The sequence below is a fragment of the Photobacterium proteolyticum genome, assembly GCF_001939735.1.
Taxonomy (GTDB): Bacteria; Pseudomonadota; Gammaproteobacteria; order Enterobacterales; family Vibrionaceae; genus Photobacterium; species Photobacterium proteolyticum.
In genome coordinates, this window is sequence record NZ_MJIL01000042.1 from 66,011 (window position 1) to 79,115 (window position 13,105).

The 13,105-nt window shown below is 44.9% G+C and carries 8 protein-coding genes; 6 read left to right on the top strand and 2 right to left on the bottom strand.

The genetic code is table 11. From position 1 onward, the window contains the following. Positions 1-9 precede the first annotated feature (9 nt). The 5 genes from BIT28_RS01985 (at position 10) to BIT28_RS02005 (ending at position 6,830) form a co-directional block, all read left to right on the top strand. Positions 10-2,934 carry a bifunctional diguanylate cyclase/phosphodiesterase gene (locus BIT28_RS01985; RefSeq protein ID WP_075761963.1) on the top strand — a complete coding sequence of 975 codons (2,925 nt, stop codon included), beginning with the start codon at positions 10-12 and terminating at the stop codon, positions 2,932-2,934. Between the two features lie 73 nt (positions 2,935-3,007). After that, complete coding sequence (locus BIT28_RS01990; RefSeq protein WP_075761964.1) at positions 3,008-3,694, top strand: HAD family hydrolase; 687 nt, start codon at positions 3,008-3,010, stop codon at positions 3,692-3,694. Positions 3,695-3,744: 50 nt separating this feature from the next. Beyond that, complete coding sequence (locus tag BIT28_RS01995) at positions 3,745-4,011, top strand: hypothetical protein (RefSeq protein WP_075761965.1); 267 nt, start codon at positions 3,745-3,747, stop codon at positions 4,009-4,011. A 515-nt stretch (positions 4,012-4,526) separates the two neighbouring features. Then, entirely contained in the window at positions 4,527-5,642 is a 1,116-nt protein-coding gene (gene ald / locus BIT28_RS02000) for an alanine dehydrogenase (RefSeq protein WP_075761974.1), read from the top strand. Positions 5,643-5,852: 210 nt separating this feature from the next. Continuing rightward, positions 5,853-6,830, top strand: a complete 978-nt coding sequence (locus BIT28_RS02005; RefSeq protein ID WP_075761966.1) for a class I SAM-dependent methyltransferase — start codon at positions 5,853-5,855, stop codon at positions 6,828-6,830. A gap of 191 nt (positions 6,831-7,021) precedes the next feature. On the opposite strand, the gene BIT28_RS02010 is transcribed toward BIT28_RS02005, so the two are convergent. Next, complete coding sequence (locus BIT28_RS02010; RefSeq protein WP_075761967.1) at positions 7,022-7,669, bottom strand: murein L,D-transpeptidase catalytic domain family protein; 648 nt, start codon at positions 7,667-7,669, stop codon at positions 7,022-7,024. A gap of 533 nt (positions 7,670-8,202) precedes the next feature. Further along, entirely contained in the window at positions 8,203-11,328 is a 3,126-nt protein-coding gene (locus tag BIT28_RS02015; RefSeq protein ID WP_075761968.1) for a chitinase C-terminal domain-containing protein, read from the bottom strand. Positions 11,329-11,782: 454 nt separating this feature from the next. Here BIT28_RS02015 and BIT28_RS02020 point away from each other — a divergent pair, with 454 nt between their 5' ends. Continuing rightward, positions 11,783-13,015, top strand: coding sequence for an EAL and HDOD domain-containing protein (locus tag BIT28_RS02020; protein ID WP_075761969.1), 1,233 nt, complete (start codon positions 11,783-11,785; stop codon positions 13,013-13,015). Positions 13,016-13,105: the final 90 nt, after the last annotated feature.

Genomic DNA, 13,105 nt, shown 5'->3' on the forward strand with positions numbered 1-13,105 from the left:
AAACCAGTGATGAATAAAACAATCGAAAAATCGCTACAAAATTTGCATGGAAATCAGTTTTTTGACCAAATTACTCATCTCCTGTTTGAGCTCCTTTCACCTAAGCATTGTTTTATTGGTTGCTTCGATGAATCACGCAAGTATGCGAAAACTCTTTCGTACCGTGAAGCCGGTAACCTAAAAGAGAACTTCACTTATCCGCTGGCAGGAACCCCCTGTCAAATCGTCAACGAAAAAAGTACTGCTTGTTACTACCCATCTGATGTGGTCAACCAATTTCCCGACGATATCGCATTGCAGGAGTTAGGGGCTGAGGCCTACTTGGGAATACCTGTTTTTTCTCAATGTGAGGAAGCCGTTGGCATTATTGTTTGTTTATTCGAAGAACGGTATGAACACACAGCGGAAGTACAAAGTTGGTGCGACGATCTTAGTTATCATCTTGGTGTCGAATTAAAGTATTCGGCCTTGTTATCCAAGCAAGAGAAGTTGCAGTGGGAGCTGGAAGAAGGCCAGCGAGTCGGTAAAGTCGGGAGCTGGTTCTGGGATTTAACATCAGATACGATTTCTTGGAGCCACGAGGTATACCGTATTTATGGCCTTGAGGATACGTCGATCACACCAACGATTGATTTATTATCTGAGTTTATACATCCCGAAGACCGCGACTGGGTGATCAGTACGCTCAATGGCTCAATAGAGTCAGAATCGATTAGCTATAACCTTGTCCACAGAGCACAATTGGCTGACGGTACGATTAAGTATCTGCGCAAACGGGCTGATGTGACACGAGACAGCAAAGGCAAACCACTCCTCATGCGCGGCACGGTACATGATGTTACTGATGTCTATCAAATCTCAGCCAAACTGACCAAAACCTCCCACAAGCTGAATACGACGTTCAATTCAGTCGAAGAAGGAATTTGGGAGTATGACCTTGTTAGCGGTGAGTTTTTTACCTCGCCGAAGTTCTGGAGCATTCTTGAGAGAGAAAAGCCGGCTGACGGCAGTGATTTTTCTGAATGGTTGGACTGTATCCACCCGGAAGATCGCATTGAGGGGCTGAACTTTTTTCAGCGTTTTATCCAGCAAAACTTCACAAGTGTATTTCAGTTTGAGTTCCGTTTAAGTGACAGCCATTATGCCCAGCTTACTGATGGCAAAGAGCGTTGGCTGAAGCTGAAAGGGAGCGTGATTGCCAAGGATGTAAAAGGCAACCCGATTCGGATTGCCGGTATTCAGCGAGACATAACCCATACAGTTGAGGCCAGGCGGCAGCTGAGCCGTGCCCAGGTTGTCTTTGATAATACGTCTGAATGTATCCTTATCACCGACAAGAACAACAATATCATTTCCGTTAACCGCGCATTTGAAGAAACAACAGGCTACCGGGAAAAAGAGCTTTTGGGCTTAACCCCTAGCGTATTGTCCTCTGGCCTTCACGAGAACGAGTATTATCAGTCGCTCTGGTTCAGCCTGAATACCAAAGGGCACTGGAAAGGGGAGGTGTGGAACAAGCGGAAAAACGGCGAAATATATCCCGAAGAAATGTCAATTAATGTGATACGCGACAGTAACGATGAGATCATCAACTACGTCGCAGTATTTCGAGACATCAGTCATTGGAAGAAAGCCGAAGAGCAACTGACATTCTTTGCTTATTATGATCCCCTAACTGGTTTGGTTAACCGTCGCAGCTTTATTCACCGTGTCGAACAGCTGATTAACTCGATCCATAAGAACAGCCATGTCTTCTCTTTGCTGTTTATTGATATGGATGACTTCAAGTCTATCAACGATCTATATGGCCATGATTTTGGAGACCGGGTACTGACCCGTATTGCCGAGCGACTGAAGAAGCTCTTTCATGAGAAAGACAACATATGTCGCTATGGTGGCGATGAATTCTGTATTTTGTTGCCAAACATCTCGGCAGCTGATGCCAAGGAGCGTGCCCAGGATATTGTCACCGCGATTTCCAAGCCACTATATATTGAAGGGATCGAAATCAATACCACGGTCAGTATTGGTATTTCGGCGTTTCCGGATAGCGGATTGACCCACCATGCCTTGCTCAAGAATGCCGACTATGCCATGTACAACATGAAGGGGCAGGGGCGGAATGGTTTCTGTGAATATGACAGCGAGCTTCAGTCGGAGTATATCCAAAAGCTCAAGTTGCGTGATCGCCTGAAAAAGGCCATTGCCGAGGAAGCGCTGACGGTTCACTATCAGCCAATAGTAAATGCTCAAACCGGTGAGATAAATAAACTTGAGGCCTTAGTGCGCTGGTATGACGAAGTCGAAGGGCACATTTCGCCGGTAGAATTTATTCCCGTCGCTGAAAAGTACGGTCTGATTAAGCAGATTGGTGCTTTTGTCCTTCATCAGGCTTGCCGGGATCTGAAAAAACTGCATGAGGCTGGCTTTAGTCACTTGAGTATTTCGGTCAACCGTTCGGTGAAAGAGTTCATTAATAGCACTGACGAGCCCCAGGTCTGGGAGGTGATTGAGCAATATGACCTGCCAGACAAATCAATTATCGTTGAAATCACGGAGTCCACGGCCTCCAAAGAAAGTAGTGATATCCAGAGTTTGCTGGGCTATTTCAAGCAACGGGATATTCAGGTAGCGCTGGACGATTTTGGTACAGGCTACTCATCGTTGAGCGCGGTGGTTGAACTGCGCCCGGATATCATCAAGATAGACAGGGGATTTATCAAAGAGCTTGGCTCAAGCCAAGATAGCCTGACATTGGTTTCTCTTATCATCGATCTTAGCCATAAGCTTGGTATCAAAGTGGTTGCCGAAGGTGTTGAAACAGAAGCGCAGCTAGAGATATTGCGAGAATTAAAGTGCAAGTATGTCCAGGGCTTCTATTTCAGCAAGCCGGTCCCGCTGGACTCATGTATTGCCTTTTTGGCATCTCGCTAACTTTATTTGCGTAAATAGAGGGGAGTCCCTACTATAGCGCCTCTGAAGTCGTTGTTAGCTAGGATGAAAGTATATGCAGGCTATTTGTTTTGACTTTGATGGCACCTTGGTAGACTCAGAAGTATTCCATGCCGACAACTGGTCAAATTATCTGGCGATAAACGGAATAGAAATGCCATCAGCACAGTTTCTTAGTGAGTTTGCCGGTGTTACCTGGGATAAAGTCGCCGCCGCATTACAAACCCGCTTTTCTTTAGATCTGTCTATTGAGCAGATGCTTGTTCAAATGGAACACCGAACACGTGATGCGCTCATGAAAGGGACGATTCCGGCCAAGACAGGTGTCGATAACATGCTTCACCAGTTACATGGCCAGTTGCCGCTGGCTGTTGTCACCGGAGCGCCAAGAGAATATGTCGAAGGAATTTTGCACCGCCACGGTTGGCTTGATCTGTTCGACTATGTCTTTTGTGGTGAAGATGTCGACAACAACAAGCCTGAACCAGATATCTATCACCATGCATGTAACACATTGGGATACTGCTCCTCACAGGTGATCGCAATCGAGGATAGTTTTACCGGTGTTCAATCAGCCTACAACGCTGGTTTGAAGGTTGTGTTGGTGAATACTGAGCAGCACGATTGGTATATCACGCCCGACTATCACTTCGAGACTATGACGCAGGCACATTCCGTTGTGGCTGACTTGATCCGCCGCCCTCGTGACGCCGCGGAAAAAAATGAAGTTGTATACGCTTAATGCCTACGATTACGCGTATAGTATAGAAAGCGAAACAAACAGGTTTAATTATGGAAAACGATGAAATCATGACTGGCGATATGCTGGTTGAAACTGTTGAAAATCAGTTGGCAGAAGGTAATCCGATTAAGGTCAAAGAGACCTTGATGCGCTTGATGATGACTGGCACGCCACGCGAAGAGGCGATTCAGATGATTGCCTGTGCATTATCTGTCGAGGTTTTTGATGTGGCCAAAAATGAAGGTAGCTTTGATCTGAAGCGTTACAGTGAAAACTTGAATGCTTTGCCGGAGATGCCTTGGGAGTTTGAAGACTGAATAACTGTTCTTCACAATATTTTATATAAGCCGCTTTAGCGGCTTTTTTTATACCTAGAAAATTGTGCACTACCACACGGAAATATCACCAATTTGTTTATTTTTTGTGATCGCGTGTTGTGTTTTGATCTGGTGTGTGCGCTTTTTTATATGTGCATATTTTATCTAAAAAAAGCCCGGATTCTGAATTTTATGCTTTATCGTAGATGATAAAACGTTGAATATAGCTGCTTTTTGCACGCGATTTCATATTTTCATGTAGGTGTTATCACTGCTTGGTCTTTTGTATTTGGTAAAAACGACTGGATGTTGGTAAAAAGCTGGTTTACTGGTCTAATTTCACTCAAGAATACAAACAAATGTTGTGTGAGCCAAGTCAAAAACAGATTATTGTGCCACAACAGAACAAAATCCTAGATTCATTTGTTGTAAATAGGTTAAAAAACGGACGCACATTCCAAGAGTTTTTCATTATTGTGTATATAACTTTTAAACAAGGCAGCAAGGATACAAAGATGATTATTGGTGTACCTAAGGAAATTAAAGTTCATGAGTACCGTGTAGGTATGGTTCCAGCTTCAGTGAGCGAAGCGGTAGCACATGGTCATACTGTGTATGTTGAAACACAGGCAGGTACAGGTATCGGTTTCAGCGATCAAGATTTCATTGATGCCGGTGCTCAAATTCTTCCAACTGCGGAAGCAGTTTTTGCCGAATCAGAAATGATTGTCAAAGTTAAGGAGCCGCAAGCTGTAGAGCGTGCAATGCTTCGCGAAGGTCAAATTCTGTTTACTTACCTTCACCTTGCCCCGGATCCTGAGCAGACAACTGATCTTGTGAACAGCAAAGCAGTATGTATTGCTTATGAAACAGTTACAGATGACAAAGGTCGTCTGCCTCTGCTAGCACCAATGTCAGAAGTTGCAGGTCGCATGTCAATCCAGGCTGGTGCATTTGCACTAGAGAAATCTAAAGGCGGCCGCGGCATGCTTCTAGCGGGCGTACCGGGTGTAGAGCCAGCTAAAGTTGTTGTCATTGGTGGCGGTGTTGTTGGTGCTAACGCGGCGCAGATGGCTGTCGGCCTGCGTGCGAACGTTGTTGTACTTGACCGTAACATCGACGTTCTACGTAACCTGGATGCACAGTTCGGTGGCACAGTACAGTGCGTATACTCAACGAAAGATGCTATCGAAAAACACGTACTGGAAGCTGACCTTGTTGTTGGTGGTGTACTGGTTGCAGGTGCAGCTGCACCGAAACTGGTTACTGCTGAAATGATTAAGAAAATGAAGCCAGGTGCTGCGATTGTTGATGTAGCAATCGACCAGGGCGGCTGTGTAGAAACATCTCACGCAACAACTCACAGTGACCCAACTTACATCGTCGACGATGTTGTTCACTACTGTGTTGCAAACATGCCGGGTGCCGTTGCTCGGACATCAACGTTTGCATTGAATAACGTAACACTGCCGTACATCCTGAAACTAGCTGACAAAGGCTACAAAGCTGCGCTACAGGAAGACAAGCACCTAATGAACGGTCTAAACGTATACCGCGGCCAAATCACTTGTGATGAAGTTGCTGTTGCTCTGGACTTGCCATATGTATCAGCTGAAGAAGCTCTTGCTTAATCGCAACAGCTTTAACTGACAATATTTAAATCCCTGCTCAGGCAGGGATTTTTTTTGTCTGGCTATAATTGCTTTATCTGAAGTCGGTAACTTCAGAAATCATCTAGTATCAAGAAGAACGCAGATTGGTTTGTACCCTGATTACTACTTCGCTTAACTTGGCAACGAGCCTGCTTAGCCTGAAGTATCAAAAGGGGTAATAGTTAGCCTATGAATACAATCGCCTTAGTTGTTTTTGTTATTGTGCAGATTCTTTTCATTCCTATGGCTTTGTTAGGAGTGGTGCTGATCTGCTACAAGCAGATTTACATCAGTAAACAGCTGGGTGTACCGTCTACTGCTATTGAAGTGATCAAAGGCCGCTGGCTGATGCATATCTTTGGCTTGAGGAAAGACCAAGCTTCGGTCAAGCTCATCAGTGTGTTACCGAACAGTTCAATATTAGGGCTATGGCTGGTTTTTCTGCCGAGCTATCTTCGCTATCGAATAAGCGGTAGTACCTATGGCTATCCTGCGATCCCGCCACCAGAACAGGAAGGGCTTTCCCATCTTGTTACCGCACGGACTGTGTATATTGACTCACTGATAGATAAACACCGATATAGTGTGGAGCAGTTTGTATGTATGGGCGCGGGTTTTGATACGCGATGCTACAACATGTTTCAAGCCTCTGAGGTAGCCTGTTTTGAGCTAGACATGTTAAAGATTCAGCAGCTTAAGATCGAGAGCCTGAATAAAGCTGGTATCGATATCAGTTCGGTGACATTTGTACCAGTAGATTTTTCTGAGTTTGGGTGGTACGAAGAGCTCGAGGACGCTGGGTATGATCCGAACAAAAAGACATTGTTTTTGTGGGAAGGTGTCACTTTGTATCTTGATGAACCATCGGTTCGACAAACGCTGAAGATGATGAAGCAATTCTCCGCTAAGGGAAGCGTCCTAATTTGTGATATTTATGCTGAGCGATTTGTAAAGGGAGAATATGCTTTCGGCATGAAGCTCCCTCAATTTATTTTGGGAACTAACAAAGGGAAAAACAGCTTTGGATTGCACCTGACGGCTGATGCTAAATTAACGCTATCTGATTTCATGGCAAGCGAAGGTGCAGTCGTTCAAGATACTTTTCTAATGGGTGCCAAAACAGAAAAAGGTACATTCATGACGGTTTTTGATGCGCTATTGGAGTAATGCAAATAATTGCGTTGAATGTTTTTGAATTTATTGCAAGCGGTGTTTAACTATTGGTTATATAAATAAACCTACACTTGATTTGGTCTTAAGTATTTGTTTTTAATTAACTCTGCTTACTGGTTACCATTGCTGTTGAAAGCAAGTAAGTGGCTGTTAAAAATATAACAGCCACTTATTAGAGTGTTTAATTAAGCGTGAGCGTAAATAACACTTCCGCCTTTAATCGTATCAATGATCTGTCGTGACAACCCTTTGGGTAGCGCAGGACAGCCCCAGCTTCGTCCTAAATATCCATGTCGCTGAATAAAGGATTCCGTAGCGTAGTCAGCACCATGAACGACAATATAACGCCTGCGTGCATTGTCGTTAACACCGTGTGTCATGCCATCAAGTCTTAACGAGTATCCGTTCCCACCGTAGTAGGTTGTGTCGGTTAGGAAGGTTCCCAAAGACGTTTGTCGGGAATTTACAATGTTTGAAAAACGTGTCGCTTCACGACCACCACTATTCACACCGTGTGATACGTATGTGTGGTAGACGAGCTTGTTCCTTTTCAGGTCAATAACAAAGAAGCGTTTCTCAGTAGAAGGCTTGCTGTAATCAATAATAGTCAGTAACTGTTTCTTTCTTCCCTTAGTATTATAGTAAGCGTTATAGCCTTCTTTAAATACTTGAAAATCAATAACTCCCTTTAAATTTGCTTCTTTATATACGTGCTTGATGACGACATCAGGACTATTAACATTACTATATGAGTTGCTGTGAGTACTACTGGCAGATACTTGCAGCGGCAAATAGCAAAAAACCAAGATGAACAGGTAAATCGCCTTCTTCATTGTTCTTCTTAAACACTCTATTGTTTGATTTATGACTAAGATGGCGAGACTTTACCATAAAATAATAAAAAGTTTAGGCTTGAATGATTGCTGTACCAGTGTGCTGATGCGCAAAAAAATCTGGTTTAATTGATGCGTTAAGTGATGTTTGTTTTTAAATACATTACGTTAAAATGAGAATTTATTATTATCAGCAGTCAGTGTCAGGATTGTGCAAAATATCCTAAAGCTGAGACTGTTACATTTGAAATGATTTTATATTCTTGTTTTATAATGTAAAGACAGTGAGTAGGATACACAAAGAATGAATTATCCTTCTTTGAACTGTTTGTCTGTTTTTTGAGCACAATATCGCATTTATTTTGAGCTTTTATAGGGGCGTCAAATTATTGTTAAGAGCTTGGTTGCACTCTGTGACGTTATTTTGACGCTTGGTTTTGCGAGGTGTAGGCAGGTAAGTGGTCGAAAAGTAGACAATTCCATAGAAAAAGCGCGGGAAATATCCCGCGCCTGGTTGCCAGGTTAACAACTGCTTAAATTGTACACACTGTCGACCATGTATTATCGCTACCGGGAACAGAATTTGTCCACCAGATGGCTTCGTACACAACGCCGTTGTGAATAATTTTGTCACCTTGGTTAGCGTGACTCGGGTTTCCTGCCCAGTCTGTTTGTGGCCAGTTAGGGTAGGTGTTGAGCCCGGTTGTTACACATTCGCCACCGCCATTGTCACCGCCACCTGTCGTGATATCACCGATAGGCAGGGCGGGTTGTTCGAACTTAAAGGCATAGTCTTTACCGTTTATATTCACGCTATAGTTTGCCGGTCCGGAAATCGGCAGGTAGTACACCATGTCCAGCTCGTACGTACCGCCTGCAGGTAGGCTCTTCCATGCTGGCAGGCTGAAGGCCACGCGATGCATAACGCCGTCCAAACCACCAATATTATTGGCTCGGCTATGGCCGGAGGCTATTACTTTCAGGCCGCCGCCAGACTGGTCTTTTGCGTTATCAGGGGCTGAAACAGGAATATCGAACTGGAACTCGGTACCTCCCGGTATTTCTTGCCCGGTATTGTTGGTGAAGGTTAACTTCGGATTGATAGGGTAGTTTTGATCGCCAACTTTAAAGCCGCCCACTGCAACTGTGATATCAAGCGCTTCAGTCGCAATTGCGCCGGTGGCAATCTTATTGCCATACGGAGTCGCAGACTTAAACTTATCGTAGATAGCCTTGGTCATGGTGTTACCCATATGGTACTCACCATTGCCGGTCTTACAGGCATTTTCTGTTGCATCAACTGTCGTACGGTTACCGTTGGCATCAAGGACATAACAGTTATAGTCACCGGCGAGTTCCCAGAACATGATGCCGCCGATTTCTTTGTTCATTACATAGTCAGCTTTGGCATTAATTGACTGCTCATCTTCTGTAGACAAGAATACTTTCTTCTCTGGGTTCCACAGCCAAGGTGCGACCGCGACAGAATCGTAATGACGGGTATAGCTACCGGTTAACGGATGGGTTGCCGGAGTGAGTCCGTAAGCGGCAGTATATGAACCGTAGACACCCTGAGTGAGGTTCATTGCGTGCCACATAGGGTTGGAGCCCGCGCCCATTTCATTACCTGCGGCGCCTTTGTCGTGCCACAAGTTATCGATGCCCATTGCGCCATTACCACAGTTATTCTTCTGCCCTTCACCGGTACCAGGCAGACATTCTGCCTGATTTGGCAGCGGAGCTAATCCCCATAGCCCGTTCTCACCACCATTAACCCCTTGCCAGCCGCGGGTATAGTAAGGTACACCAATGTTGATTCGACCTGCTGGCATTGAGCCGCGGAAATAGTGGTAGGCCCAGTCAGTATTAAGGTACCCAATTCCACCGTATTGAGCCGTGTTGTACACGTCCCACATCGCCAGCTCCGAATCTTTACCGGTGTCAAAGAGTGCCGCATTGTGGCCGACATGCTCGTTCCATGCTCCGTGCAAGTCATATGACATGATATTGACGTAGTCGAGGTACTTGGTGACATCAAACGTCTCCATGCCACGGAGTAGGTAACCAGATGAAGGTGCTGCAATGGTCAGCATATAGTGAATGCCATCTTGTGCCGAGGCCTGATCAAGCTTTTGGCGAAGAACCTTCATTAACTCTTGGTATGACGCCCATAGGTACTGGCGTCGAGGTTCCATAAACGCTTTGTCATCCGGGTTACCGGCACCTGCCATTGATGTCGGGTATTCATAATCGATATCAAGGCCATCAAATTTGTACTTGCGCATCATGTCGACGGCAGAGTCAGCAAACTTTTGAATGCCCGCATGATTGATACTGCCATCGGCATTTGTAGTCATGGTATAAAAGCCGCCGTCGGCAACACGTTTGCCGTCGGCTCCAAAGTGGCCGCCTGTTTCAGCCCAGCCGCCGATCGAAATCAGCGTCTTGACGTCATGTTTGGCTTTTGCTGTGGCCAGGGCACCAAAGTGGCCTTTGAAACCTAGTGCAGGATCTATCTCTACACCGTTCCACTCCATGCCGACCGCCGGGTTGGCCGGATCATTGATGTTCCCTATGTTTACCTTGCCGTCAGAGCCAATGCTGACGAAAGCGTAGTTAATGTGTGTCAGCTGTTCCCAGGGAATATCTTTGACAAGGTAGGACGTTTGAGGATCACCACCGGCACGCCAGCTGGTAAAGTAGCCGATAACACGTCTTGGGTGATCAGCCCCCATCAGTTCACGGCCCTGATCATCATAGATCGTACAGTATGGTACGTTAATGCCTTCGGTCTGGTAGAGGCCATCAGGACGACAGTCCTTGGCTGTTGCGCCACCGTTGACGACAAGCTGGATTGTTGTTGAGTTTGAGGTTGCACCTAAGTTATCTGTTGCGCGGGCATGAATGTTAAGCGTACCTGCCTGAGCCGGGGTATAGGCTAGGGTGAATGGGGCGGTAGCTGAAGTGCCGACTAGCGCACCGTTGACGAAAAAGTCGACTTTGTCGACGGTACCGTCAGGATCGTTGGCTTGAGATGTCAAGGTGACGGCGGTGCCAAGGTTGACAGAGGTGGCGGATAGAGCCAGGTCGACTGTCGGAGCAGTATTGCCTGTGTTGCCTTCCTGAACTGTAACAGCCGTCGCGGATTCCGAAACGCCGCCCTGATTATCAAATGCCTTGGCTTTAATGGTATGAGTGCCGACTATTGCAGTCCAGCTTGCCGTGTATGGAGCACTGGTGATTGTTGCGAGGAGAGTTTGACCGACATAGAACTCAACCTTGCTGATTGTGCCGTCTGAGTCTGAGGCATTGGCTGATACAGAAACGGAGTCACCCGCTGTGAGGTTGGCAGAGCCTGACGGTGATGTTAGTGATACACTTGGTAAGACGTTCTCGCCGCCTGCGCGACAGTTATCAACGAAGCTCCACTCTCCGGTATTGGCCGTTGGGTTATTGCCCTGGGTCCACCAGTTGGCCTTGTAAACTTTATTCGCTTCTTGTACCTGAGCTCCCCCGCTATAAGCAACGGCGCTATCCCAGTGCTTTACAGCGCTACAATCCATTGCGGCGTGGGCGTTGAAAGCGAGCAGGCATGAAACGGTGAGAGCACTTAACCTGAAGGTATGCTTTAACACCTTTCCGTGTTTCAAATGAGTCATTTTTCTTCATCCTTAAGTCTTTGTTCTATTATCGGTAAAGTTAAATTTTCGGCGTGTTTATACTTTGATTTTGCCGTGAAATAACTATAGAAAAATAACCAAAGAAGGAATCTATTATTGTTGTTTTTTACATGTCAACTCGCAAAAAACTGCTGGTAAAATGTAATAATCGCTCTCTTATTTCGCGTCATGAATCAATTGTTTTGTAGGATGATTAATTCGCTCTTAAAATAGCAGATGAAGTTACAGGTTAGATAATTGCAATATTATCTAACCTGTAGTGTTCCTGAATCAGGTTGCCGTTTGTTTTTGCATGTGGTTGCATATAAATCAGCTTGGAAGTTTGGCTGGATTACTGTGCGTTTGTATAAAAGTGATGGTATTCTCTCTGAGTAACTTTACGATGGAGTATTTACTCTAGGTACGAGCCAGTATTAGAGAGTAATAGAAATAAATGGAATTCTCTGCGGTTAGACAGCCGATATATAACGCAAGAAAAGTCAAGGTGGCATATCAAGTTAGTTTTATCAATAGGGAGCAGCTGAGTAATAAATGTATTCCTGCGGCAGTCTTCCAGGATAGGTCCGATCCCCGTAACCTCAGCGATCTTCTTGAGCGAGCAGGATTGGGTAGCTATTCAGATAATAAAACGATGATTATTACCTTTGATCGTGAGACGCTGAAGGGGATTATTGACTATTTTTTCTCTTCGAGAAGTTTGGTGCTGGAGCTTTCTCCTGATGAGGTTTTTGATGCAGAGCTTCTTAAACTAATTAGAACCGCCAGGAAGAGCCAATATCATATCGTGTTGAACGAGAAGGCTCTGCTAGGTGGAAATGAAAAGTTTCTTAAATATGCCAGTCACATCAAAGTAAATGCAGCAGGGAAAAGTCTGGAAATAATACAGCTGTTGGTAAATAAGGCACAAAAGTACGGTGTTCGAATAATTATTGAGAATATTGTTTCTGATGAGGAATTTAATCAATACCGCACTTTAAGTGTGGACTTCTTTAAAGGTAGTGTGTTTTCGAAGCAAGATTTATTCGAGGTTAGAAACAATAAACTTCAGGAAGGGTCATTACTGAACGTATTTCAGCATGTGATGACCGAAGATTATTGTTACCGGGAATTAACCGATATCCTTGCCTCTGATTCCAAGTTGACGCATAAGTTAATTTCATTATTAAATTCAGTCATGTATGGACGAGAAGGTAATATTTATTCAATCAAACAGGCTATTTGTTTTATTGGTGAAAATAAAATGCGTAAGTTCATTTCGTTACTGACGGCACAAGAGCTTACGGATACTCGTCCTGAAGATATCTACAATAAGGCGACCAGTCGTGCGCGTTTTTGTGAGTTGCTGGCTATTAAGATGGGTCGACGAAGGGCTGTTGTTGATAGGGCTTTTTTAAGTGGTTTGTTTTCAAACCTGCCGGATATCCTTGGCCTGGATATGGAAGAGGCTTTGGATATGCTCAAAATTCATGATGATATTAAGAAGGCGCTGACAGGTAACGGTGGAGAGCTTCAGCAATTGGTCGATATGGTTATTGCCTACGAATCTGCTGATTGGGAAAAACTGGCCAAGCTTACGGAGGGAAGCTGCGTTTCATTTGAACTGGTCCCTCGGCTCTACAGGCAAATGCTCAGGGAAATGAAGACTGACGCTTATTTGCTCAACTAAGGTGTAATCATGTCTAGTCCTAAAATAGGTTGACGCTTTTTTTATGAAGCCGGTAGGTACTCCCTGCTGGCTTTTTCATGCACCTCACTC

Coding starts and splice junctions, on each gene's coding strand:
- BIT28_RS01985 (WP_075761963.1), top strand. CDS start 10: ATGAATAAAACAATCGAAAAATCGCTACAAAATTTGCATGGAAATCAG.
- BIT28_RS01990 (WP_075761964.1), top strand. CDS start 3,008: ATGCAGGCTATTTGTTTTGACTTTGATGGCACCTTGGTAGACTCAGAA.
- BIT28_RS01995 (WP_075761965.1), top strand. CDS start 3,745: ATGGAAAACGATGAAATCATGACTGGCGATATGCTGGTTGAAACTGTT.
- ald (WP_075761974.1), top strand. CDS start 4,527: ATGATTATTGGTGTACCTAAGGAAATTAAAGTTCATGAGTACCGTGTA.
- BIT28_RS02005 (WP_075761966.1), top strand. CDS start 5,853: ATGAATACAATCGCCTTAGTTGTTTTTGTTATTGTGCAGATTCTTTTC.
- BIT28_RS02010 (WP_075761967.1), bottom strand. CDS start 7,669: ATGAAGAAGGCGATTTACCTGTTCATCTTGGTTTTTTGCTATTTGCCG.
- BIT28_RS02015 (WP_075761968.1), bottom strand. CDS start 11,328: ATGACTCATTTGAAACACGGAAAGGTGTTAAAGCATACCTTCAGGTTA.
- BIT28_RS02020 (WP_075761969.1), top strand. CDS start 11,783: ATGGAATTCTCTGCGGTTAGACAGCCGATATATAACGCAAGAAAAGTC.